Here is a 26,194-nt window from a genome sequence, read left to right on the forward strand (position 1 = left end):
TATAATCCGCATAATGAATTTAACTTCGCTACAAGCAATCTCACCTATTGATGGTCGTTACAGAAAAACTACCGAACGTTTATCTAGCTATTTTTCTGAAGAAGCGCTAATAAAATATCGTGTTTTTGTCGAAATTGAATACTTTATTGCCTTATGCGAAATTAATTTACCAGGTTTAGAAAATTTCGACAAATCGTTGTACGCTAAATTAAGAACGATACACGAGAATTTTTCAGAAACTGATGCGCTCGAAATTAAGGAAACTGAAAAAGTTACCAATCACGATGTTAAAGCTGTTGAATATTTTATCAAAGCAAAATTTGATGCACTTTCATTACAAGACTATAAAGAATTTATCCATTTCGGCTTAACGTCGCAAGACATCAATAATACAGCCATTCCATATTCAGTAAAACTGGCCTTAAACGAAAGTTATTATCCAGCGATTGATTCGCTAATTCAAAAAATAAATGAGCTGGCTACTGAGTGGAAGGACATTCCAATGTTGGCGCACACGCATGGGCAACCCGCCTCACCTACTAAATTAGGAAAGGAATTTTTAGTGTTTTCAGAAAGATTAAGTATTCAATTAGAAAGCTTGAAGATCATTCCAAACAGCGCAAAATTTGGTGGTGCAACAGGAAACTTTAATGCACACCACATTGCTTACCCGCAAGTTAATTGGGTTGATTTCTCAAACAATTTCGTAAACTCAACGCTAGGCTTAACAAGAGCGCAACACACCACCCAAATTGAACATTATGATCAGTTTGCAGCACAGTGTGATGGTTTGAAGCGCATTAATAACATTATCATTGACCTGGACCGCGATATCTGGACTTATATATCGAAGAATTATTTCAAACAAAAAATCAAGGCGGGTGAAATTGGTTCATCAGCGATGCCACACAAGGTTAATCCAATCGATTTTGAAAATGCGGAAGGAAACGCAGGAATCGCAAATGCCTTATTTGAGTTTTTTGCAGCAAAACTTCCAATCTCCAGGTTACAGAGGGATTTAACAGATTCTACAGTATTAAGGAATATAGGTGTTCCCTTCGGGCATACTTTAATCGCAATCAATTCTACTTTACGTGGTTTAAATAAAATTTTATTAAACGAAGCTGCTTTACACGCAGATTTAGATGATAATTGGGCTGTCGTTGCGGAGGCTATCCAAACAGTGTTACGTAGAGAAAACTTTCCAAATCCTTATGAGGCATTAAAAGAATTGACCAGAACAAATTCGAAAATTAATGCAGCAAGCATTGCAGAATTTATTGAAGGTTTGGCTGTTACTGAGGAAGTTAAAGTACAGTTAAGGACGATAACTCCATTTAATTACACTGGCGTTTTTTAGCAGAATTAAATTGACGCTAAACAGACAGCAGCGAAAAGTATTATTGGCCACTAATTGTTAATTTTGTTTATTCAAATTGATTAAGACATGACGATTAACGTATATACAGAGCAAACTCCAAATCCGGCAACCATGAAATTCATGGTTAACAAGCTTTTAATTAACGGCAGTGAAGATTTCGCAACTAAAGAAAGCGCTGAGCATTCTCCTTTCGCAAAGGAATTGTTCAAGTTTAATTTTGTTTCTGGTGTTTTTTTCGCCAGTAACTTTGTAACCATTACGAAAACTGACGATGCAGACTGGGCTGATATCGAAGCTATTTTAAAGGAATTTGTTAAGGGTGCGGTAGAATCTGAATTAAAGATAAAAGAAGCAACAGCGGAGGAAGCTCCAGCATTCGAAGGTTCGGAAACGGAGATTAAAATTCAACAAATTTTGCATGATTACGTTCGCCCTGCCGTTGAACAAGATGGGGGTGCAATCACTTACAAATCTTTTGACGATGGTGTGGTAACTGTAGAATTACGTGGATCTTGCAGTGGTTGTCCTTCATCAACCATAACGCTTAAATCTGGTATTCAAAACTTATTACAAAGAATGGTTCCTGAAGTTACTGATGTGGTTTCTGAAGCTTTATAACCAATCATATTCATTAAACAATAAAGGCTCACTTTTTCAAGTGAGCCTTTATTGTTTATGCTCTTTTGTTAACTGAAATGTCTTTTTATTGCTTCTAACATTTCTTTGGTCAACTTGCCGTTAGTGGCTAGAATTTCTCTTTTTGTGAAGTATTCATCTCCGCCAGAAAAATCGAAAACCTCTCCGCCAGCTTGCTGAACGATAAAACATCCGGCAGCAAAATCCCACTGTTGCAAATTGTATTCAAAAAAAGCATCAAAACGACCGCAGGCGGTATAAACTAAATCTATCGCAGCTGCTCCTATCCTTCGGACACCGTGGCTTTTTTGCATCATTTCTTCGAGCAACTTCAAATACTGCGCTTGCTTATCGAACTGGTAATAAGGAAAACCTGTAGCTAAAAGACTGGATTTTAAATCAGGGTTTACAGAAACCTGAATCTCTTTCTTATTTAAAAAAGCCTTTCCACCTTCATACGAGTAAAACATCTCGGCTCTATTAAGTTCGTAAACTACACCAATAACAGGCAAACCATCTTCGTAAAGTGCTACACTTATTCCATATGCAGGTATGCCATGAATAAAATTGGTAGTTCCGTCTAAGGGGTCAATAATCCAGGTATGGCTTTTACCTTCTCTGGAAATAGTTTTCTCTTCGGTGATAAAGCCAGCATCGGGAATTAATTTTTCAAGGTTTTGAACCAATTTCAGCTCCGCAGTTTTATCAACGTAGGAAACCATATCATTTAACCCCTTGTATTCAATTTTTGTAGCATCAAATTGCATCGACTCTTTACGGATAAAATTTCCGGTAAGCCTTACAATTGATATTACTTTATTGCATAGTAATTCGTAATTCATAGCTGTTTAACAAAAACCTAGCAAGGTTGTTGGATTTAAAATGAATTTTTGGAAAGGAATTTAGGCTAGCTTATTCTTATTCCTTAGTGCATAAATACTTAAGGCAATACCGCCTAACACTAAAAAGGTAGAAATCATTTCAGCTTGAGTAAACCGCAAACCGAATACATGATATTTTGAATTTACACGAATCAATTCAATACAGAAACGTTCTATTCCATTCAAAATCATATAAATACCGAACATTAATCCCGGTGCTTTTATTTTATCGCGGATGCTCCACAGAAATGCAAAAAGAATAAGGCAAACAATTACTTCATATAACGGTGTTGGATATACGCCTTGCGCCAGCTCGTTACAGAATTTACCAGTACAGCCCGGAATTGGGATTCCTTCCCCCACCACATTGTTTGGATAAGTATAAGACCACATCCAATCTGGCAACCAAGAAAATAGTTTCGGATTTGAATTTACAACTCCCCAATCACCATCACCAGATAAATGACAACCAATACGGCCAACAGCATAAGCCAGCATCATACCCGGTCCACCAACATCCAGCATGTGTAAAGGTTTTATTCCATTTCTTTTGGCAATGATCAGTACTGCTGCACCCCCACAAATTAAACCGCCATAGAAGGTAAGGCCACTAAAAGACAACAATCGCTCAATTGGATTTTTAACAAAATCATCCCAATACTCTAAATTATCAAAAAATTTAGCACCTAGAAAACCCCAGATAGCAGCCCATACAATTAAATTACTCATTAATTGATACGGATGTACCGTAACCTGCGTCTCTTTCGGCTTATCTAACTTGTTTTTATCTTTCTCTTTATAATCCCAATAAGCAAACAAACCAGCGAAAAATAACCCCCCAATAATGTTCCCCTTGGTAGACATTAAAATAGATTGAGCATCACTTACAAAAAGCGAATAATTTAGAAATGCATAAACCAACTTGTAACCGATAATGAAGCCAAAAAGTGCATTCATTACAATTTCTGATGTGGTAGCGGGTTTACCAATAACAACGGTCTTCTTTATTGGATGAAGAATTCCCAGTGCTTCTTTGCGTTTTAATTCTTTAGTGAAAGCCCAATAACCAGCTATAAATGCAATGGCAACAAAAACGCCAAAAGTGTTAAATGGCAATGGCAAGTTAATACCAAACAGATATTCTAAAAAATGCGAAACGGTAGGAAACATAAAAATTATTTGTTGCGAAGATAGGAAAGAAAGACCAAAGCTGAAAGGTATGGCGCAACTCTTAATTGGCAATGTTAAATTGAAAGATTCTATTACTATATTGGAGATTTGTTATGATTTGGAAAGCAATTTCGGTTTAAATCGGTTGCCTCTGTCCTGCTCTACGCTTTATTCGCCAGCAGCCAGAAAAAGGCTGATGCTCATGTTCGCTTCGATCAGGTTTAGATTACATCACTAAGTAATTCTTGGCATAACGAGGGGATCATACCAGAGTTTATAGCAATTTTTTGGGTGTATAGACGGGATAGCAGCGATATCCTTTTTGTTTCACTCACTTATATTAATTACTAAAAATTTGCAAAAAGATTTAGCAGATAGCCCGGGTAGCGTTAAAGCAGCTTATAGATTGCTCTCTAAAAAATTAAATTCAGTTTAATGATGTGCGTATGTAGTTTCCAGTTCAGCCACTTCAACTTCTCCATCAGCTGTCATTTCTAACAGCTTAACAGCCTTAAGTTCGTTAACCATAACCGGATCATATTTGGCACGTACTTTAACATAGTTTTTGGTAAACCCATGCATGTAACCCATTTTTTGATCAGCTTCAAAAAGCACTTCAGCCTCGCTTCCAATTTGCGATTCGTAGAAAGCTCTGCGTTTCTTGTCAGAAAGAATATGTAGCATTTTACTGCGTTCGTTTCTTTGACTTCCAGGAACAACACCAGCCATTTCAGCAGCTACTGTTAATTCACGTTCAGAGTAAGTAAAAACATGCAAGTAACTAATATCTAACTGGTTTAGAAACTGATAAGTATCGAGAAAATCCTCTTTTGTTTCTCCAGGAAAACCTACAATAACATCGACCCCGATACAGCAATGAGGCATTACTTCTTTAATTTTAGCAACACGCTCTACATACAAATCTGTACGGTAGCGACGGCGCATTAGACCTAAAATTTTATCAGAACCAGATTGTAAAGGGATATGAAAATGTGGAACAAAACGTTTCGAAGTAGAAACAAATTCAATAATTTCATTGCTCAATAGATTCGGTTCTATAGAGGAAATACGAATTCTTTCAATACCATCAACTTCGTCCAAAGCTTTAACCAAGTCGAAAAATTTATCTTCTCGTTCGCCATTACGGATACCAAAATCGCCGATATTAACCCCTGTAAGCACAATTTCTTTAACACCACTTTCTGCTATCATCCTTGCTCTACTTACTACATTTTCAATTGTATCGCTACGACTAGCGCCACGAGCCAATGGAATGGTGCAATAAGTGCATGGATAATCGCAACCATCCTGAACTTTTAGGAATGTTCGGGTTCTATCTCCGATAGAATATGATGCAATGAAGTTGTGATTTACCTTTTCAATGTTTTGTTGGTGAACTACAGCTTTAGGATTTTTCGTTAAGTCGGTGATGAAATCAACAATTCTAAATTTTTCAGCAGCGCCCAATACCATATCAACGCCTTCAATCTCAGCAATTTCCTGCGGTTTTAGCTGTGCATAACAACCAACAATCGTCACGAATGCATTCGGTGAATATTTTAGAGCTTCTTTTACAACTTTACGGCATTTTTTATCTGCGTGTTCGGTAACAGAGCAAGTATTAATCACATAAACGTCGGCTTGATCTTGAAATTCTACAACAGAATAACCCGCATCGGTAAATAATCGACCGATTGTGGAAGTTTCAGAGAAATTTAATTTACAACCTAATGTATAAAATGCGACCTTTTTCATTGAGCCTGCAAAGATAGGAAAATAGATTAGAGTATTGGAATATGAGATTTGAGATATAAAGTAAATTACAGTGAATCAACATTAGACAGCAGGGTACTCCCGTCGAAACCAATATTTCAAGTCCTATTACTTTTCATTCCAGCGATAACTTTCTTGTTCAAAACCGGCCAAATCTAGCACCCGGCTAATTACCGTTCCAGCTACTTCTTCAATTGTTTTTGGAAGGCTGTAAAACGATGGATTTGCCGGACATATGATCCCGCCGGCTTCTGTAACCAATTTCATATTATTGATATGGATTAAGCTGAATGGCGTATCACGAACAACTGCAATTAGTTTTCTTCGTTCTTTTAAAACTACATCTGCAGCTCTCGAAATTAAGTCATTCGAGATGCCGTGAGCGATTCGGCCTAATGTACCCATTGAGCATGGAACAATTATCATCGTGTCGTATTTCGCTGAACCAGAAGCGAATGGTGCATTAAAATCGTTTTTATTATAAAAAGTAAAGTCTTGATAGCTGCTGTAATCTTGGTTTCCGAGTTCGAACTGCCAAACCTCTTTAGCATTATCGCTCATCACAACCCCAACTGCTGCAATTTGATCGCTTAACTGTGCCAGCTTATAAAATAATACCTTTGCATAAATTGAACCGCTTGCTCCTGTTACCGCAACTACAACTTTCTTTTTATTCATAACACAAAATTAGCGTTTTATAAATAGAATTAGCACACATAAAAAAGGGCCAGAACAATGTTCTGACCCTACATCTACCTATGAAAAACATACCCTCGAAAGGGTAAGAACAAATATATATAAATTTTTAAAAAAAGATAATCAAGAAGTGTTAAATGGGAAAAATCAGATATTTGAGCTTACACACAGATTAACAGACTGAATTATAACAGTTTATATAAATTTAATTTTTATCTTTTTAACGATTAGCGTATTTTTTTCAGCACAATTACAACATTGGAAATAAAAATTAAATGATTTAGGGCTTAAAAAAACGTATAAATACTTAAAATATCGGCTGAATAATAAGCTGTAAGAAAGACTGATTAGCTATATTAACTTTCAGCCGAGATTTTAGACCTCAATCTACTTAAAGTCTCCAATCGCATGCACAGAAAAGATGCAATATATTTAAGTGGTACACGATTGACCAGTTCAGGGTAGCTCTGTGAAAAACGCTTGTATCTCTTCTCAGCTGACTGTAATCTAGATATATAAGCCCTTTCGCAAGCATATAAGTAGTGGATTTGTGTCATCTTCCTTCCTACATAATTGGCAATTTCGAAGTTATTATAAAGTTGCCTCGACATCGCATGCGGAACAGCAATAGCTTCTACGTCTTCCAAAGCTTGCACATACTCTTCTGTTGGCTGCTGCTCATCCCACAAGTTTCTGATGTTGCCCACAAGTTCATGTTCCTTTGCAATCCAGGTGGTTATTTCTTTATCTTCCTCCTTCATATACCCCCTGGCAACTCCCTTTAACAATAAAAAGATGAACTTATTGCGGTGTAATGGAGATGAAATAAATTTATTTTTTTTAAAAGCTACAGGAAATGTTTGCTCGTTTATAATCTGTTCAATTTCGGGAGACAAATCGTGAAAGGTGCGAAAGACAGTAATTAAAGGTGAAAATCCGCCATACGCTAACCACTTATCTGCATTATAGATTTTTTCGGGATTCATTTTAAAAATTTAGGGACGTGGAAAATGTTTTCGAGCCGTAAATTAGATATTAGGGAATAATGAATAACAATAATAAGAAAAAGTTTTAGAATTTGGAGTTCATGATATCAATTTTGATGAGTTCCTATTGAAATCCTTTTCGATTTAGAATGATTTGAGAATGTAGAGGATATCTAGAAACTATCTATCTAAAGAATTGAGATATTGATGGCTTTTAAACCATCGTCTAATGTAATTTCAAAAGAAACCTGATCATCTACCTTAACAAAGTCATTAACGAACTCCATACTAAATGTAATATCTTGAGCATTCTCGTCTACGATTACACCCGATTGTTTCTCGCTATCAATGTAGACAATAGTGCCTACTCTTAATTTACTCATTTATATCATCCTAAAAATTCGACAAAAATAACTAAATATGTAGAATTAAAAATACATATTAATCATTTTTGAACAACTTTTAGCTATAATAAGATAACAATATGCAAAGAGAAAAAAATTACCGAAGGAATTTAATATGAGAAATTTTCAAAAAAGTTTCACAAGGCACAATAAATAGACAAAATAATTACTAACTTAGAATTGAAAGCTCCATTTGTTTAATTATTGTTTTATAAAAACCCAAAAAACTGTTATTATGAACAATTCATCTTCATCAATTGACCAAAAAACAGAAATTGTAAGCATTTCTGAAGAAAAAGATCTAATTTATTGGACCATCAGACTTGGAATTACAACGGAAGTACTTAAATCTGCAATCAGAGCAACCAGATGTGTCACTTTAAATGATATTTTCGTTTACCTAGACAAGAAAGACATCAAGCACTTTGCGTGAATGTATCCGCGTTATTTTGTTCTGCCGTAAATTGAAGTAATATCTGCTAGCCAATGTTTGATTGCTTTGAGCTTTTCCAGATCCAATCGCCATAACCAGTTGCCATTTGCGTTACCTGGAATATTCATTCTTGCTTCTTCATTTAAACCTAAAACATCCTGGATCGGCACAATGGCTATTTTAGCAGTCGATGAAAATGCAAGTCTGATAAATTCCTGATGAATATTCTTTTTATCAATCTGGCGATCAAAATATCTTGTTATGCGCTCCTTTGTTTGTTGTTCAACATCTCTATCATACCAACCAACTAATGTATTATTATCATGTGTACCAGAATAAACAATACAATTTTGGCTTGTAAAGTTATGGGGAATATGCGAAGATGCAGAAAGATCACTTCCAAAAGCGAACTGTAGCACTTTCATTCCAGGCAATTTAAATTCATCCCTAAGCTGCTCTACTTCGGTGCTTATTTCCCCCAAATCTTCGGCAATGAAAGGCATCTCTGGAAATTTATCTTTAATTACCTTAAAGAAATTTTCTCCCCCTCCTTTTTCCCATTTCCCGTTAATAGCATTTTCTCTATCTGCAGGTATTTCCCAATAGGACGAAAAAGCAATAAAGTGGTCTAAACGAAGTAGATCGAACATTTCCATATTTTTCTGTAACCTCTTAATCCACCATTCGTAATCAGTGCTTTCAAGTACAGTCCAGTTAAAAACAGGCATCCCCCATAATTGGCCATTCTCATTAAAGTAATCTGGAGGAACACCAGCTACAAATGTCGGTTTCAAATTAGCATCCAATTTAAAAAGCTCGGGATCAGACCAAACTTCCACAGAATCATAATCTAAATAAAATGGCAAATCTCCAATTATTTTAATACCCTTTGAGTTTGAATAATCTTTCAGTTTATGCCACTGCTTAAAAAATACATACTGCTGCCATTTTACCTCGTCAATTTCTTCAGCAAATTCACTACGAAAAACATCGATTTGTTTGGTTTCCCTTTTTTTAAATTCTGCCGGCCAGTTATACCACTCTAATTGTTGATGATGATTTTTTAAAGCAGTATATAAACCAAAATCGTTAAGCCATTCAATTTCTTTGGTACAGAAGTTTGAAAATTCTAGGTCAGTATTTTCCGATTTGTCCTTTTTGAAAGCTTTGTAAGCTTTTTTGAGCAACTTGAATTTTGCCTCCTCGACTTGAGAAAATTCAACTTTATCTTCAAAAGGCAAAACGGAAGCGCTCAAATCATCAACCGTAAGCCAACCTTCATCTACCAATTGTTCTAAATCAATTAGTAAAACATTACCCGCCTTAGCCGAATTGCTGGAGTATGGACTATAGCCATTTCCAACTTTCGTGGGATTTAGTGGTAATATTTGCCAGTATTGTTGGTTTGTTTCTGCTAAAAAATCAACAAATCGATTGGCTTCAGATCCAAAATCACCAATTCCGTTTTTCGAAGGCAAGGAAGTAATGTGCATCAGGATACCTGCAGATCGCTCAATGGTTTTGTTTTTTAACTCAATTAAACCAATTTGCAATTCACCAAATAACTGGTTAACCAAAATGTTTTCGTTAAGGATATCTTTTACTTCATCTTTTTCAGTTATAATATTGCGCCAGCTTGTAGGAAACTCTTTCGGAAGTATAATCTGGGTATCTAACCAATTAAAATCCACAATTTCTTCAACTTTGCTTATCGTTGCTAAACCTAAAGGAACCGCAATAACAACATATTGCTCTTTGTATTTACGAGCAAAAGCTAAAATATTATCGTGATAAGTACCTTCTACTTTTAACGGAATATAATCCCCTTGAGTGAAAACATCCTGATTTTCTTTTCTAAAATTAATGAGTTTTTTAGTTAACCATAGTTTGATTTTTCCAGAATACCTTGAAGACCAAAGTTCTTTTACCGATGATTCTTGTTGTATAAACTCACTCCGTTTTTCATAATCAACCGGCCTGCGATTGTCTGGATCAACTAAGCTCAAGTCCCAAAGTTCTGTTCCCTGGTAAACATCGGGAATCCCTGGACAAACGAATTTCAAAACCAGTTGAGACAAACTGTTTAAAATTCCAAAATCTGCAATGCGATTGAGAAGTTTCGAGATTATAGCGAAGCTTTCTTCATTTTCATCAATTAATTGAAGTGCGAAATCCTGTAATAGTTTTTCATATTCTTCATTCGGTTCTGCCCAATCAGATCTTTTTTTTGCTTCTCTTAAGGCCTTTTCTATAAACTGAACCAAACGATTATCAAACTCATCCGCATCCTCGCCGGGGTAAGGGATAGCACCTAAAATAGTCTGGAAAATAAGGTAAAAATCATTATTGTGGATTAACTTATAGATTTCGCTTAGTTTTTCGGAGTTTTTTATCGCTGAATTAAAATCCTTAATTGCTACCTTCCATACCTCAGGAAGATCAGTAAGTACATTTATTCTTGCTCTAAAATCTTCTCCCTTCTTGGTATCGTGTGTAGAACTTCCGTTTAACGACAATGGCCAATACAACTGACGGTCAACCATTTTCTGATGGAATTCGGTGACACTGAAACCAAATGCATCGGGTGCATCGCCAACTTCCGAGTGCCCAACAAAACGATTATAGGTAAACATTACAGTATCTTCTACCCCTTTAGCCATTAACGGCCCGCTAAATTGCATTAACCGCTGGTAAAATTTGCTCAGTTTACCATTATATTCAGCATCCGAGTCTAATGGTACCATTAGAAACATTCGTTTTAAAGCAGAAGCCGCTTCTTTTAAGTCTTCTTGATTTGCCGTTAGAGTCAATAATGCTTTTAAATTTTCGCTATCGTTTTCTGGAAGTGGAAAATTGTAATTGTAATAGCGATAAACAGGCATCTGAATCAATAGCTCTGCAATAGCTCGTTTTAGTTTTTCAGGTTTAAGCCGGTCAATTTCTTCAGTTGAAAGAAGCTCTAAATCGGTAAATAAATCAAATAAATTGTTTAGCTCTCCTTGCATGTATTGAAACAGGAAAGTTTCTTTTTTTTCATTTATTAATATCTTTGGATCAAGATTTTTGCCCGTGATTTCTTTATAAATTTCATCGAACTTGCCCCTATTCGTTTGATTAGTGAATAAGTTATTTGTCATGGCTAAAAAGTCGTATCCTGTATTGCCTTGTACCGGCCAATCGGACGGCAATTGTTCATCTCGCTCCAAAATCTTCTCTACAACAATATAAACTTCATCCCCAACAGCTTTTCTCAATCTATCTAAGTACACTTTTGGATCATAAAGTCCATCAATGTGATCAATGCGTAAACCTTGAAAAATATCTTTTTTAACTAGCTCTAAAATGTATTCATGGTAAATGTCGAAGTTTTCGTGATCCTGAATGTTCAGACAGATTAGTGCATTTACCGTAAAAAACCTTCTATAATTGATGGTATGATTTGTTTCTTGCCAGTTACACAAGCGATAAAACTGCTCATTCGCAATTTCTTTAATCAGTTGTTTATCGATGATTTCATCGTCGTTTTTCCCAGCAAGCCTTTCCTGACTAACTATATTTAGGGGCCAGTTTGAATCTCCATTGTTTAGAAAGTATTCATCTTTATTTTTGATTAATTTTGACGCTGAGCTTTCAATAGCATCTTCCAGATCTGAACCTAAAAAAGGTACCATCAGTTTTTGGTCATTCGAAATATCGATATCAAAAAAAGAGGCATATTTTGACTTGCTCCCATTTTTCAAAACGTCCATCAACCATTTATTTTTTGGTGAGAATGCCATATGATTAGGGACAATATCCTGAATCCAGGTAATGTTGGCTGTCTTTAGCCTTGTGGAGATCTCTAACAATTCCTCCTCTGTACCAATTTCAGGGTTCACCCGAAGTGGATTTACAACATCATAACCATGAGTACTACCCTCAACAGCTTCGAATATCGGTGAGGCATAAATGGTATCGATCCCTAGTTTTTGTAAATACGGAATGATGTTATTTAATGATTTAAAATTAAAATCTTTATGAAATTGGATGCGGTATGTTGAAGTCGGTTTAAACATTTTGGCTAGTAAAAATTAGGATCGATTCTGAAAAAATAGTGAGCTTATTATCAGTAAAATCTACATCGTTATTGTGGTTTCCTCCCCACTGATCGGCTGCAGAATTTAAAACGAGGTTATAATCCAATCCATTTGAGATTGGCAAAACTTGCTGTTGCTTTGAAAAATTTAATGCGCATAATACTTTTTGATTTTGATGCCATCGGATCATCGTTAAACAATTTTGATCTCGATAAACATCAACCTTTAATTGTTGGCGGTTAAGATGAGCCAATGCAGGTAAGGATTTTCGCAGCTTTATAATTGCCTTGTAAAATGCATGCATGATCTGGTGTTTGCCCTGAAGCTGGCTTTGCCAATTTAGTTTTGAATGATTAAATGTTTCCTCACTTTGCGGATCAGGAACTTCTTCACCATTATGGAATGCGGCGAATTCTCTTTTTCTTCCTTCCCTTACCAGTCCAACCAGTTCTTCATCAATATGTGAGATAAAAAACATAAATGGATTTTCTTCAGCGTATTCTTCACCCATAAAAATGAGTGGTAAATAAGGACTCACAAATACAGTTGCAGCCATCAGCTTTAGCATTTCAAAACTTACCAGCTGGCTTGCCCGCTCGCCAAGCATTCTATTGCCAACCTGATCGTGGTTTTGAGAGAAAACGATAAATTGCTTTCCAGGATTGTCTTTGGCTTTTGTTCCAAAGCGCTTTTCTCGATGAGCCGAAAACTGACCATCATAAACATAGGCATCAGTCAAAGCTTTACCCAAATGCTCAATTCCATCGAAATCAGAATAATAGCCGTATTTCGCTTGACCGGCAGTTACGCGAAGCGCATGATGGAATTCGTCAATCCATTGTGCATCCATACCGTAACCACCCTGCTCTATTGGATTGATGTATTTATTGTCATTTAAATCAAGTTCAACTATAAGATTGAAATCCCTGCCAACAGTTTCAGAAAGAAGTTTTACGTTTTCCTTAATTTCTCTTAAAATGTGCTTGGCACTTCCATCTTTAATCGCATGAACGGCATCTAGTCTCAATGCATCAATGTGAAAATCGCGGAACCACATCAATACGTTTTCGATATAATACTGCCTTACGGGATCGCATTTTTCATCATCAAAATTGATTGCGCTACCCCAGGGAGTGTGATATTTATCCGTAAAATAGGGCCCAAAATCGCTGAAATAATTCCCTTCCGGTCCTAAGTGATTGTAAACCACATCTAAAATTACTGCAATGCCCTTTTCGTGACAAAGGTTTACCAGATGCTGTAAGTCTTTTGGGCCGCCATAGGTATTTTGCACAGCAAACGGATATACACCATCGTAACCCCAATTTCGGTTACCAGGAAATTGTGCCACAGGCATGATTTCGATCGCATTTATGCCCAAATCAACTAAATAATCCAGCTTGTTTTCAATGGATTTAAAATCTCCATCAGGAATAAAAGTACCGGTGTGAAGCTCGTAGATAATATAATCTTCTAACGAGATGCCTTTCCACTCTTTATCCGTCCAATGGAATGATTTCAAATTTAACGCAGTTGACATTCCAGAAATGCCATCTTTTTGGTAAACTGATGCAGGATCTGCTCTTGTGATAAATTTAGCATCAGAAACATCGTCATCTGTTTCACTAGATTGCCAGATTTTAAAAGAGTATTGATCACCTTCGGAAATATCGGATGAGAGTGCATACCAATAACCAAAATTTTGTTTCAATAATGGTATTTCTAAGTCTTTTTCTGGAATTAATAATGTTACATTGTTAGCATTAGGAGCCCAAAGCCAGATTTCGACTTTATTACTTTCCAAAAAATTCAAACCAATGCTTCGCTTTCGGATATCTATTTTCATAATACCTGATGTTATTGGTTTAGCGCAAAGCTGTAGAGTTGCTTTCCTTCAGGGGTAACAAAATCAATTTTTGCTAACGTGATCTCATCTACAATTTCCCCGATATGAGTTTTAAGATCAGCCGAAAGCTGATCAACATCTTCCATTTCCCCGATAACTATTTCCACCTCGGCAAGTCCTTTGCTTCGCACTTCTTCAACCCTGTTTCCTAAATATTTTTTTAATTGATTGATTAGCTCTTCCATAATTTTGTATATGAACAATCGCTAAAGGATAGAAAATGTTTGAAGGAATTGTGATGCAGATGAAATTTTTTATTGATTATGTTGTTATGGTTATTAGTTTGATAGAATTGGTAATAAAAAAAGAGCCTGCATCAATAAATGGCCAGGCTCTTAATTTAACTAATTCGTTATTTTATTTTTGAGATGCTTCGGGTGCTTTGCCAATCAGATCCATAAATTGATCTAATTTAGGGGTTATGATGATTTGAGTACGTCTGTTTTTAGCCTTACCAGCTGGCGTATTATTATCGGCCACCGGATTGTATTCACCTCTTCCACCTGCTGTTAAGCGTTTTGGATCGACAGAATATTTGTTTTGCAAAACCTGAACAACCGAAGAAGCACGTAAAGCACTTAAATCCCAATTGTTGCGAATATTAGGCTGAGAAATTGGAACATTATCTGTGTTACCTTCGATTAGTACATCATAAGTGTTGTAATCTTGAATAATTTTAGCGATTTTACTTAAAGTTTCTCCTGCTTTATCGCTTACTTCAAATCCACCTGACTTATATAACATGTTGTCGGCCAGAGAGATGTACACTACGCCTTTTAACACTTGAACGTCAACATCACTTAATTCTTCCCTACTTAATGAGCGGGTTAAGTTATTTGTTAATACCATGTTGAGTGAGTCGCTTTTGTTTTTAGCATTAACCAATTGTTTGATGTATTTATTTGAACTATTGATTTCATCAACCAATTTTGAAATGTTAACATTTCCCTGGCTGCTTGAACTTAAACATTTGTTCAATGCATCTTGAAGGGCGGTTACATTTGCTTTTTCTGATGCAATTTGTTCTTCTAAACTTTTAACCCTGCTGGTTGCACCAGTAAGTTCTCTTTGACTATCCTGATATTGATTACTCAGCTCCTGGTTCCGTTCTCTGAGTTTAGCATAAGTATCCTGTAACTCTGTATATTTTTTGTTGCTAACACAACCAGATACCAGTACAATTGCCAGAAGCACTAATGGGAATGATTTGTATATTTTCATAATCTTATTTTTTCCAAATCCTTAACAAATTCCTTGCCGTAATATTAAAAACCCGATTTCAGGCCAATTGAAGCAGGTTGGTTCTTAGAAGAAGAACTCATTCTGCTTGAAAAAGTAATCTAAAGTTCATCTATTCTGATTAGAAGCGGCGATCGATTATAAAATTTTGAATATCTGAGGTGATAATCAATACCAATAAAATGACTGATAGTAAACATATTTAAAGAGATGTTGAACCTTTAGCACAAATAAATCGCCTTACTGATTTTTCAAACAATATTAAACTACTATAATTCAATAAGTTTCGCAAAAAAAGAGAACAATTACATTTGTTTCTGCGTTAATATTGCTTATTTTGCAACATTATTAATATAAAAGGTGATTATCAGGACATATTAATAATTAAAATTATCCTTAGATTAACTTTCTTAATATGATTAAGCTTTTTGTCGGTGGTTTAGCAGATAATATCCAGGAAATGGATCTTGCAATTTTTATCAGCCTACATGGTAAAATTGAAACCATAAAAATTGTTAGAGATAGAGCAACCGGAAAATGTAAGGGTTATGCCTTTATAGAAGTACTCAATCAATCAGATGCTAGCAATATTATTTCTATGTTAAATGGTGAAACTTTTAAGGGAAATGTAATTACAGTGAAACAAAGCGCTGAAGAAGCACCTAAGAAAGTATTTAAGCCAAAACCTTCTGGTTCACAGCCTCAAAAAAGTAAACGGCCAAGAATGCAACGTTAAAACACCTAGTGTAAAATTGATTACAATAAATAAGGCCTATGTTGTATAAACCTTATTTATCCTAAAATTTAATTCACTAATTCAGATCCATTATCTGTTTGTACCACGTAGGCATCAAGTTCCAGATTAAACCGCTCTTTATAGTCTATTTTCGCCCGATCAATCAGTTCATCTATAGCTTCATCTTTCACAATATTGATGGTACAGCCTCCAAACCCGCCTCCCATCATTCGTGCGCCAAGAACAGCATTATCATTTTTTACAAGTTCTACCAGAAAATCAAGTTCAGCGCAGCTTACCTCATAATCTTTGCTCAGGCCTTCATGAGTTTGGAACATCAGATGACCTAAAGCGGCAAGATCGCCATTGGCAAGTTGATCAGCGGCTTTCACTACCCTTTCGATTTCTTCTACTACGAAGTTACATTTCTGGAAAACCTCCAAACTTTTTGGCTTTACGTATTGCTCAAGCATAGCCCGGTTAACATCCCGTAAGCTAGCTACACCCGCAACAAATTCGCTTACCCATGCTACCCCTTGTTCGCATTGCGATCTTCTGGTGTTGTATGCCGAGTCGGACAGTGAATGTTTGACATTCGTATTCAATAAAACCAATTTATAGCCATCTAATTTTAAGGGGATGTAAACGTATTTCATCGAACGGCAATCCAGCATTACGGCATAGTCTTTTTTACCAAAAACGGAAGCAAATTGATCCATAATCCCACAGTTCACTCCCGCAAAAACATGCTCCGCTTTCTGTGAAATTAGCGCCCTATCCATTGGAGAGATACCGAGGCCGTTGAGATAATCGATTGCAAATACGGTTGCACATTCTAATGCAGCAGAAGAAGACAGGCCAGCTCCTAGCGGAACGTTACCATCCAAATAAAGATTAAATCCACCAAACTTATAACCTCTCTTCTTTAGCTGATCTGCAACACCTAAAATATAGTTTGCCCAGCCTTTGTCTGATTTCTCAATGCTTTCAATACTACAGTTATGAAATTGCTGATAGCTTTCTGAATAAAGATGGATCTCGTTATCTGTCCTTTTAGAAACAGCAACATAAATAGCTTTATTTATGGCAGCAGGCATCACAAAGCCTCCATTGTAATCGGTATGTTCGCCAATAATATTAATTCTACCAGGCGATTTTACAATGATTGGTTCAGTATTAAAAGTTTTTACAAATGAGGCTTTTAAAGATTCTATGTCCATAACTATTTCTTTGTGTTTTGAATTGAGCGTATTTTCGTTAATCTAATAATAACAAAGCTATCTATAATATATTAAATGTCAAAACGACAATTAATAACTTTGCTAATATTTTATATTTTAGTAGAAATTTAAACCATCACCCGATAATTATTAAACATGTTAGAATATTCTAGTCAACCTCATTATTTAGTCGCTGTAGATTGCATTGTGTTTGGATTTGACGGAGAACACTTGAAAATTTTACTTGTGAAGCGAGGTTTGGAACCAGAAATCAACAAGTGGAGTTTAATTGGAGGCTTTGTGGGCAGTAATGAAAGTCCGGATGAAGCCGCTCAACGTGTTTTAAAAAAGAATACTGGCTTAGAAGGAATTTATCTGGAGCAATTGCAAATCTACGGAGAGCCTGCCCGAGACCCGATCGAGCGAACGCTTTCCGTTTGTTATTTTGCATTGATTGATCTCAATAAATACAAAACGCAACTAAATGATGATTACCACGCAGAATGGTTTTTAATTAGTGAGCGACCTAAACTCATTTTCGACCACGACAGGATGGTGGCAGATGCGAGAGAAAAATTACGCTATAAAGCAGCCTTACACCCTATTTTGTTCGAAATGTTACCTAAAAAATTCACCATTCCTCAGTTACAGATTTTATTTGAGGAGGTAAATGATACCAAGATTGACACCAGAAACTTCAGCAGGAAGATCAGTTCAACGGGCTTACTAATTAAGTTGGAAGAGAAAGACAAATCCTGCTCTAAAAAAGGCGCCTATTATTTTAAGCTGGATAAGAAAAAATATCAGGCAAACCTCCAAGCATTTTTAAACCTGATTCCAAACCTAAAACCCCTTTAGCACCTTCATTTTAATCCCGTTTTAAGATCATATCACTATTTTTGTAAATGCTTAAAATAGGAATAGCTGAAGATGATCCAAAAATTGCAGCATTGTTACAAACTGCTTTGGAAGAAAACGGCTATCAGATAAATGTTGTTTCCAATGGAATTGATGCGTTGGAACACTTCGTTCAGGAACTATTTAACCTGCTAATTATCGACATTATGATGCCGGGTTTAAGCGGCATCCAGGTTTGTAAACGCCTTCGCGAAAAAAACATCCAGACTCCTATCCTAATGCTCACCGCTATGGGTACCGTTGATGATAAGGTTACTGGCTTAGATGCTGGCGCTGACGATTACCTGGTAAAACCTTTTCATTTAAAGGAACTGCTTGCCCGTGTTTCAGCACTACTAAGACGACAAACTTCTTTAGAAAACATTCCAAATCATCAACTTATTTTCGAGGATTTAACAATGGATACCTTAAGCAAAGAGGTAAGCAGGGCCGGAAAAATCATCGACCTCAGTGCCAAAGAATTTGTTTTATTAGAGTTGTTTTTACGAAATCCCAACCGTTTGTTATCGCGTCGGTATATTGCTGAAATGGCCTGGGATATTAATTTCGATACAGGGACAAACGTGATAGATGTTTATGTTAATTTTCTGCGGAAGAAAATAGACAAAGACTTCGACAGAAAATTAATTCACACTAAAATAAATATGGGCTACATTTTTAAGTAATGAAAATAAAAGATCGCATTGCGTTGTATTTTACTTTAATCAGCACTTCCTTGCTTTTCGCGGTGCTTTGCGTAGTGTATTTTACTTTCATGAAATTTCTGCAGGCTGATTTTTTTGAGCGCCTTACAGATAGAACAATGGTTACGGCGAAATTGTATCTGGAGGCCGACGAAATTAGCAGAGATGCCTTAAACGAAGTGCGGCATAAATACCTGCAAAAGTTAAATGGTGAGGTAACCCGCATTTATGACTATAAAAATAGGGCAACCTTTATTGGCGATTCCGCACAATATTGGACAAAAGCTACAATAGAAAAGGTTAGAAGAAACAAACGCTTAAAATATACCGATGGAGAGCGGCAGGTTGTTGGCATTTATTACAAAGACAACCAAGGCGATTTTGTAATCCTGGCTTCGGCAACCGACCAAGGCTCTCATGACAGGCTTGTAAAGCTTTTGAAAATTATGGTTTTTGTTTTCGTAATGATTTCCATTATCGTTTTGCTTTTGAGTAGATGGATTGCTGAAAAAATGCTACAGCCATTAAAAAAGTTTATGACCGAAGTGAAACAAATTGGCTTGAAAAACATGGAATTTAGAGTTGAAGAGCGCAACACCGAAGACGAAATTAGTCTTATCGCAAAAAACTTCAATCAATTGATGAACGAGTTGGAGCAGGCTTTTATTCTTCAAAAAACCTTTGTTGCCAATGCTTCGCATGAGTTGCGCACACCCGTTACGAGGATGATGATGACTGCAGAACTGGCGCTATCTAAAGAGCGTGATAGTGATTCCTATCAAAAAGCGATTCAATCCATGCTGGATGATGCAGAAAAGATGGATCATATCATTACCGGATTATTGGCCCTGGCAAAAATGGATGTCGAATTGATTCAGTCACAGCTTTCTCCTGTTCGGATAGATGAGCTGTTGATAAAAATTAAACAGGAGTGGCAGCATCAAAAAAATCTCAAAATTGATATAATAAACAATTTGGCTGGCAGCCAACCCCAGGTGTTGGCAAATATTGTATTGTTACAAATCGTGTTTGATAACATTATTTCAAATGGCTTTAAGTTCTCCGACAACAAAAAGGTAACCTGTGCACTGGAACGAAATGCTGAAAATTTAGTTGTCAAAATAAGTGATCAGGGAAAAGGAATTTCTGCGTCGGAGCGAGAAGAAGTTTTTAAACCATTCTACACCCGCTCTAAAGAACTAGGGAAAACCGGTGAAGGAATGGGTCTATATATGGCTCAAAAAATTATAAACCTATTTAAAGGGAAAGTTGAGATTTCAAGCTCAAGCACTCAAAAAAGCACCTTTATTATTACCCTGCCTTTATTTTAATCCGGTTTTAATTTCGATTTAATTCATGTTTAATTCGGCAAAGATAGTTTTGCCGCATGATGAGAATAAGTATTTTTCTACTTTTTATAGTTACTGTTTCTACCAAGGTAAGCTTAGCACAAACTGACACTTTAAAGCTCAATTTAAAACAGGCCGAAGTCCTTTTTCTAAAGAATAATTTTGACCTGTTATCCCGTAATTACGAAATAGATGCCGCCAAAGCCGAAGTAATTACGGCAAAGCTTTTCGATAATCCGGAGCTTGAATACGAAAATCTTTTTTACAACCACGAAACAAAGAAATTCCTGCAAACATCCTTTGAGTATGGGCAGTATGCGGCTTCGGTTTCTCAATTAATTAAACTCGCCGGCAAGCGAAACAAGAACATTAAGCTTGCCCAAACAGGCGTAAAATTGGCGGAACTTGAATATTTCGATTTGATACGTACACTTAAGTTTGAGTTACGCAATACTTTTTACAAGACTTATTTCTCCACCCAAACGATAAAGGTTTATGATGACCAGATCAAATCGACTGAAAGCCTTTTAAAGGCGTACGATTTGCAGTTGAAAGCGGGTAATGTTGCACTAAAAGATGTAGTTAGAATAAAATCATTGATTATTGGCCTAAAATCAGAACGGGTAAACCTGCTGAATGATTTGGAAGATTATCACAAAGATTTACGTTTACTATGCGGCCTGGAACCCAATGTCTCCCTGGTTTTAGAACTTCCAGAAAGAGTGGAAAAGGATATTTCCTTAAATCAAATTCCCTATTCCAATCTGCTCGACTCTGCCAGAACACACAGGGCCGATTTAAAACTTGCGAAAACTGATCTTGAATATAACGAACTCAATTTAAAGCTTCAAAAAGCAATGGCCATTCCTGATGTCGAAATCTCATTGGCTTACGATTTAAAAGGCAATTACCCTGAAAAATATACGGGTATTGGACTAAAGATTCCTATTCCCTTATTCAACAGAAACCAGGGGGAAATTAAAAAGGCAAAAGTTGGAATTGATGCTGCTACTTCGAACATCAAAAAGCAGGAGATCTTGCTATCGAACGAGGTTTTTAACAGCTATCGCACTGCGTTGAGAAATGAAAAACTTTCTTCAGAAATCGATCCTGCCTTCAATGGCGAATTTGATAAACTGATTAACGGTTTAATTAAAAACTTCAGAGAAAGAAACATCAGTTTAATCGAATTCCTCGATTTATATGAATCCTACAAGGAAAATATCCTGCAAATAAACAATCTGAAATTCGAAAGAATGAGCTCGAGAGAGGAATTAAACTACGTTACTGGCACCAACATTTTCAAATAATTACTATGCAAACCATCCACAAAAATATCATTAAGGCACTCTTATTAACATCAGTAAGTTTCGGCTTTGGCTGTAGCGATAAACAAGCAGCGCCTCCATCTGAAAAATTCGCGATTACAGATTCGCTGTTGAACAGGCTTACTATCGACACTGTTCAGCAGGCAAATGGCAAAGCGGACATTATATTTTCTGCTAAAATTACGGCCAATGAAGATCGAAAATCGGAGCTCTTCCCCATGGTAAGCGGTTCGGTAAATCGCGTGAATGTGCGTTTAGGCGACCAGGTTAAGGCAGGACAAACCCTCGCAACAGTAAACAGTGCTGAAATGGCCGGCTTTGATAAAGAAGTAATCGCTGCAAATGCTGAACTTAAAACTGCCGGTAGAACTTTTAAGCAAGCCGAACAACTTTATGAAAGTGGTTTATCATCTGCTAAAGAGTTAGAAGAGGCTAAAAACGATTATCAAATTAAGAAAGCGGAGCTGAAAAGGGCCAATTCTGTTTTAAAAATAAATGGAGGAAGCAGCACGGGTTTATATGCCATAAAATCGCCATTGAATGGCTTCTTAATTGAAAAAAATGTTAACGACAATATGCAGTTGCGTGGCGATAACGACAAAAGTTTATTTACAGTGGCCGATCTTTCTAATGCTTGGGCAATGATTAACATTTACGAATCGGATATCTCCAGGGTAAAAGCTGGCGATGAAGTGAATTTGTCGACCCTATCCTATCCGGAGAAAACTTTTAAGGGAAAAATCGACAAAATTTACAACCTGATAGATCAAGATAGCAAGGTTATGAACGCAAGGGTTGTCATTGCAAATCCTGATTTTTTATTGAAGCCAGGTATGCTCGGTACGGTAAAGGTTTCAGCTAGTTCAGGTGTGAATTTACCTGTGGTAAACGCAAGGGCGGTAATTTTTGATGAGAATAAAAATTATGTTTTACTATTAAGCGGCGATAATAAAGTCCGCATTCAGGAGATCGAAATCGGCCGCAAAACTGCCGACAAGATCTTTATCAGCAAAGGTGTGAAAGCTGGCGATCGTGTCATTGCGTCGAAACAAGTTTTCCTTTTTGAAAACCTGAAAACCCAGTAAAATCCCTACATCATCAAACTTTAATCATGAACAAATTCATTAAAAGTATCATCGGCTTTGCGCTGAAAAATAAATATTTTATATTTTTCGCCACATTCATCCTCGTCCTGGCCGGTTATTTCAGCTTCAAAAGTACCACGATAGATGCCTTTCCAGATGTTACCAATACCAACATCACTATTATTACGCAGTGGCCAGGCAGAAGTGCCGAAGAGGTAGAGAAATTCGTAAGTAGGCCGTTGGAAATTGCCATGAATCCAACCGAGAAAAGAACCAGCATTCGTTCATCATCACTATTTGGATTATCGATAGTTAAAGTAAGCTTTGAAGATGATGTTGATTACGCCGAAGCGAGGGTTCAGGTAAACAATCACCTTGATGAAGCCGATTTGCCCGAGGGAATTCAGCCTGAGGTACAGCCACCATACGGACCCACAGGAGAAATCTTTCGTTACACTTTAAGCAGTGATCAGAAATCGGTTCGGGAGTTGAAAACATTGCAGGATTGGGTGATCCAGCGTGAGCTCCTATCCGTATCGGGCATTGCTGATGTAGTTAGTTTTGGTGGAGAGGTAAAAACCTACCAAATCACAGTTGATCCTCAGAAATCAATTCAATATGGCGTAACCGCTACCGAACTTTTTGAAGCTGTTTCAAAAAGCAACATCAACGTTGGTGGCGATGTTATTGTTCAAAGCGGGCAGGCTTACGTGGTGCGTGGAATTGGCGTGCTCAACAATATAGATGAAATTAGAAACGTAGTAGTGGATAACGTAAACGGAACTCCGGTTTACGTAAAAACAATTGCCGAGGTTGCAGAATCGGCTTTGCCGAGATTAGGTCAGGTAGGTAGAGATTATGATCCGGATGTGGTTGAAGGCATTGTGGTGATGCGCAAGGGTGGTAATCCGAGTGAAGTAATTGCCCGTTTAAAAGAAAAGATCGATGTGATTAACGGTTCCATCCTACCCGATGATGTGAAGATTAAGCCCTTCTACGACCGTGAAGATCTGGTTAACTATTCTGTACACACAGTGATGGGAAACATGCTCGAAGGAATTTTATTTGTTACTCTGATTGTTTTCCTCTTTATGGCCGATTGGCGGACCACGCTGATCGTATCAATCATCATTCCGTTAGCGCTTCTATTTGCATTTATCTGTCTTAAACTGAAAGGAATGCCTGCAAATCTGTTATCTATGGGGGCGATAGATTTCGGGATCATTATCGACGGTGCAGTGGTGATGGTCGAAGGAATTTTTGTTACCCTGGATATGCGGGCGAAGAAGCTGGGCATGGATCGTTTTAATAAAATTAGCAAGCTCGGATTCATCAAAAAAGCCTGTATGGAAAATGGAAAGGGAATCCTTTTTGCCAAACTGATTATCATTACGGGCTTGTTGCCGATTTTCACTTTTGAAAAAGTAGAGGGCAAAATGTTTTCTCCACTCGCCTGGACACTGAGTTTTGCGCTTTTAGGTGCGCTTATTTTAACTTTTACACTGGTACCTGCAATGGCGAGTGTATTGCTGAAGAAAAATGTAAAAGAAAAACACAATGTTTTTCTGGAATGGATGACTAAAGCCACCCTAAAATTCTACGATATCTGTTTCAGTAAGAAAAAACTGGTTTTTTCCATCTCTATTATCGTGTTGCTGATGGGCGCATTTAGCTTTAAGTTTTTAGGTACAGAATTTCTCCCGAGCTTAGATGAGGGTTCTATTTACGTTCGGGCAACAGGGCCGCTGAGTATTTCTTTAGATGAAACCAAAAAGCTTTCCAATGATATGAGAAAGATCTTTTTGAGTTTTGAAGAAGTTAAACAAGTGATGTCGCAAACTGGCCGACCAAACGATGGTACCGATGCAACGGGATTTTACAACATGGAATTTCACGTCGATATTTATCCACGGAAAGAATGGAAAAGAAAACAAAGCAAAGAGCAGTTGATCGAGCGGATGCAGGAAAAGCTCAAAACTTTTCCAGGCATCAGTCTCAATTTTTCGCAACCCATTTCTGATAATGTGGAAGAAGCCGTTTCTGGTGTAAAGGGTTCTATTGTGGTAAAAATATTTGGCGAAAACTTCGAATTCATCGAACAGGAAGAAGAAAAAATTGAAAAGATTTTAAAAACAGTTGAGGGTATTGAAGACCTCGGAATTTTGCGCAACCTTGGGCAACCAGAATTACAAATTAACCTCGACCAAAAGAAAATGGCGCTTTATGGGGTGAGCACTGCTGATGCAAATGCGGTTATCGAAATGGCAATTGGCGGTAAAGCGGCCACACAAATTTATGAAGGTGAGCGAAAGTTTGACCTTATTATTCGTTATCCGGAAGATTTCAGGAATGATGAAAGTTCGATCAGCAAACTAAGGATCCCAACTTTATCGGGCTCAAATGTACAACTTGGTGAAATATCGAGCATCAGAAAAATTACCGGACCAAGTATGATTTACCGCGATAAACATAAACGTTACGGCGCTATTAAATTTTCCATCCGTGGCCGCGACATGGGCAGCGTAATTGCCGAAGCACAACAAAAGGTAAATGCACAAATAAAACTTCCGAAAGAGTACAAACTGGAATGGGCTGGAGATTTTGAAAATCAGCAACGAGCCATTTCCCGATTATCAGAAGCCGTTCCAGTGAGTTTGTTGTTAATCTTCTTCATTCTGTTTGTGCTTTTCGGAAATATAAGAGATGCTTTGCTGGTGTTAAATAATGTTCCGTTTGCCATGATTGGTGGAATTTTGGCTTTATTATTTGCAGGTGTAAACTTTAACATTTCTGCAGGTATCGGCTTCATTGCTTTGTTTGGCATCTGTGTTCAAAACGGAGTAATTCTGATTACCCGTTTCAAAACCAATATTGCCGAACTGAAACACCACGAAACCTGGACATTTACCGATGCCATGAGAGATGGTATTGCAAGCAGATTCAGACCAGTTTTAATGACTGCTTTAATGGCAGCGATTGGATTAATGCCGGCTGCTTTATCTACAGGAATTGGTTCTGAAGCTTCGAAGCCCTTAGCCATTGTTGTAATTGGAGGCTTAATTACCAATACACTTTTCAACCTTTTTGTTTATCCGATTGTATTCTACTGGTCGTACAAAAAGAAAGTTGAAAAGATTAATCCTGCACAGGCATAAAAGCACAAAGCCTTTCAGAATCCGAAAGGCTTTGTTGTTTAAAATAATTTTTTCTAATATAGCCTTTGAGTTTGTCTAAACGTTACTTCAGGGAATTTTAATGAGCCCTTCTATAAGGTCAAGATGATACTGATGTTTT

The 26,194-nt window shown here is 36.9% G+C and carries 21 protein-coding genes; 10 read left to right on the plus strand and 11 right to left on the minus strand.

Features of this window, described 5'->3' with window-relative positions; genetic code table 11:
* The first annotated feature begins 13 nt into the window (after window positions 1-13).
* Complete coding sequence (gene purB / locus ACZZZC_RS14605; protein WP_463482708.1) at window positions 14-1,360, plus strand: adenylosuccinate lyase; 1,347 nt, start codon at window positions 14-16, stop codon at window positions 1,358-1,360.
* Window positions 1,361-1,447: 87 nt separating this feature from the next.
* Complete coding sequence (locus ACZZZC_RS14610; protein ID WP_056849978.1) at window positions 1,448-1,999, plus strand: NifU family protein; 552 nt, start codon at window positions 1,448-1,450, stop codon at window positions 1,997-1,999.
* Window positions 2,000-2,067: 68 nt separating this feature from the next.
* Here ACZZZC_RS14610 and ACZZZC_RS14615 read toward each other — a convergent pair whose 3' ends face one another.
* The 6 genes from ACZZZC_RS14615 to ACZZZC_RS14640 form a co-directional block, all read right to left on the minus strand.
* Entirely contained in the window at window positions 2,068-2,859 is a 792-nt protein-coding gene (locus tag ACZZZC_RS14615; RefSeq protein ID WP_463482709.1) for an inositol monophosphatase family protein, read from the minus strand.
* Window positions 2,860-2,919: 60 nt separating this feature from the next.
* Window positions 2,920-4,068, minus strand: a complete 1,149-nt coding sequence (locus tag ACZZZC_RS14620) for a prolipoprotein diacylglyceryl transferase (protein WP_463482710.1) — start codon at window positions 4,066-4,068, stop codon at window positions 2,920-2,922.
* A gap of 432 nt (window positions 4,069-4,500) precedes the next feature.
* Entirely contained in the window at window positions 4,501-5,823 is a 1,323-nt protein-coding gene (gene mtaB, locus ACZZZC_RS14625; protein ID WP_463482711.1) for a tRNA (N(6)-L-threonylcarbamoyladenosine(37)-C(2))-methylthiotransferase MtaB, read from the minus strand.
* Between the two features lie 126 nt (window positions 5,824-5,949).
* Entirely contained in the window at window positions 5,950-6,519 is a 570-nt protein-coding gene (locus ACZZZC_RS14630) for a UbiX family flavin prenyltransferase (protein ID WP_463482712.1), read from the minus strand.
* A gap of 374 nt (window positions 6,520-6,893) precedes the next feature.
* Window positions 6,894-7,523, minus strand: a complete 630-nt coding sequence (locus ACZZZC_RS14635; protein ID WP_463482713.1) for a Crp/Fnr family transcriptional regulator — start codon at window positions 7,521-7,523, stop codon at window positions 6,894-6,896.
* A 188-nt stretch (window positions 7,524-7,711) separates the two neighbouring features.
* Window positions 7,712-7,906 carry a hypothetical protein gene (locus ACZZZC_RS14640; protein WP_463482714.1) on the minus strand — a complete coding sequence of 65 codons (195 nt, stop codon included), beginning with the start codon at window positions 7,904-7,906 and terminating at the stop codon, window positions 7,712-7,714.
* 256 nt (window positions 7,907-8,162) lie between these two features.
* On the opposite strand from ACZZZC_RS14640, the gene ACZZZC_RS14645 reads away from it, so the two are divergent.
* Entirely contained in the window at window positions 8,163-8,360 is a 198-nt protein-coding gene (locus ACZZZC_RS14645; protein ID WP_463482715.1) for a hypothetical protein, read from the plus strand.
* An 11-nt stretch (window positions 8,361-8,371) separates the two neighbouring features.
* Here the strand turns inward: ACZZZC_RS14645 and treY are convergent, their stop codons facing one another.
* The 4 genes from treY to ACZZZC_RS14665 all read right to left on the minus strand — a co-directional run bounded on the left by treY (window position 8,372) and on the right by ACZZZC_RS14665 (window position 15,563).
* Window positions 8,372-12,415 (minus strand): malto-oligosyltrehalose synthase, encoded by a 4,044-nt coding sequence (gene treY, locus ACZZZC_RS14650; protein WP_463482716.1) that lies wholly within the window; start codon window positions 12,413-12,415, stop codon window positions 8,372-8,374.
* Window positions 12,408-14,282, minus strand: a complete 1,875-nt coding sequence (gene treZ, locus ACZZZC_RS14655; RefSeq protein WP_463482717.1) for a malto-oligosyltrehalose trehalohydrolase — start codon at window positions 14,280-14,282, stop codon at window positions 12,408-12,410. The genes treY and treZ overlap by 8 nt, the downstream gene beginning before the upstream one ends.
* A gap of 11 nt (window positions 14,283-14,293) precedes the next feature.
* Window positions 14,294-14,527, minus strand: a complete 234-nt coding sequence (locus ACZZZC_RS14660; RefSeq protein WP_463482718.1) for a hypothetical protein — start codon at window positions 14,525-14,527, stop codon at window positions 14,294-14,296.
* Between the two features lie 172 nt (window positions 14,528-14,699).
* Entirely contained in the window at window positions 14,700-15,563 is an 864-nt protein-coding gene (locus ACZZZC_RS14665) for an OmpA/MotB family protein (RefSeq protein ID WP_463482719.1), read from the minus strand.
* Between the two features lie 433 nt (window positions 15,564-15,996).
* Between ACZZZC_RS14665 and ACZZZC_RS14670 the strand changes: the two genes are divergently transcribed.
* Window positions 15,997-16,317 carry an RNA recognition motif domain-containing protein gene (locus ACZZZC_RS14670; protein ID WP_056849966.1) on the plus strand — a complete coding sequence of 107 codons (321 nt, stop codon included), beginning with the start codon at window positions 15,997-15,999 and terminating at the stop codon, window positions 16,315-16,317.
* A gap of 68 nt (window positions 16,318-16,385) precedes the next feature.
* On the opposite strand, the gene galK is transcribed toward ACZZZC_RS14670, so the two are convergent.
* The gene (gene galK / locus ACZZZC_RS14675; protein WP_463482720.1) at window positions 16,386-17,537 is read right to left on the minus strand and encodes a galactokinase; all 1,152 of its coding nucleotides are present in this window, start codon (window positions 17,535-17,537) and stop codon (window positions 16,386-16,388) included.
* Between the two features lie 156 nt (window positions 17,538-17,693).
* On the opposite strand from galK, the gene ACZZZC_RS14680 reads away from it, so the two are divergent.
* Genes ACZZZC_RS14680 through ACZZZC_RS14705 form a run of 6 tightly spaced genes read left to right on the plus strand, consistent with a single transcriptional unit; the run spans window position 17,694 to window position 26,055 of the window.
* Window positions 17,694-18,395, plus strand: coding sequence for an NUDIX hydrolase (locus ACZZZC_RS14680; protein WP_463482721.1), 702 nt, complete (start codon window positions 17,694-17,696; stop codon window positions 18,393-18,395).
* A gap of 47 nt (window positions 18,396-18,442) precedes the next feature.
* Window positions 18,443-19,120, plus strand: a complete 678-nt coding sequence (locus ACZZZC_RS14685; RefSeq protein WP_463482722.1) for a response regulator transcription factor — start codon at window positions 18,443-18,445, stop codon at window positions 19,118-19,120.
* The gene (locus ACZZZC_RS14690) at window positions 19,120-20,469 is read left to right on the plus strand and encodes a sensor histidine kinase (protein WP_463482723.1); all 1,350 of its coding nucleotides are present in this window, start codon (window positions 19,120-19,122) and stop codon (window positions 20,467-20,469) included. Before ACZZZC_RS14685 ends, ACZZZC_RS14690 begins: the two co-directional genes overlap by 1 nt.
* Window positions 20,470-20,525: 56 nt before the next feature.
* Window positions 20,526-21,797: a TolC family protein gene (locus ACZZZC_RS14695; protein ID WP_463482724.1), complete on the plus strand. Its 1,272-nt coding sequence runs from the start codon at window positions 20,526-20,528 to the stop codon at window positions 21,795-21,797.
* Between the two features lie 5 nt (window positions 21,798-21,802).
* Complete coding sequence (locus ACZZZC_RS14700; RefSeq protein WP_463482725.1) at window positions 21,803-22,900, plus strand: efflux RND transporter periplasmic adaptor subunit; 1,098 nt, start codon at window positions 21,803-21,805, stop codon at window positions 22,898-22,900.
* 26 nt (window positions 22,901-22,926) lie between these two features.
* A complete protein-coding gene (locus ACZZZC_RS14705; protein WP_463482726.1) occupies window positions 22,927-26,055 on the plus strand; it encodes an efflux RND transporter permease subunit in 3,129 nt (1,042 codons plus the stop codon).
* The last annotated feature ends 139 nt before the right edge of the window (window positions 26,056-26,194 follow it).

This window comes from Pedobacter sp. AC212 (genome assembly GCF_979258625.1).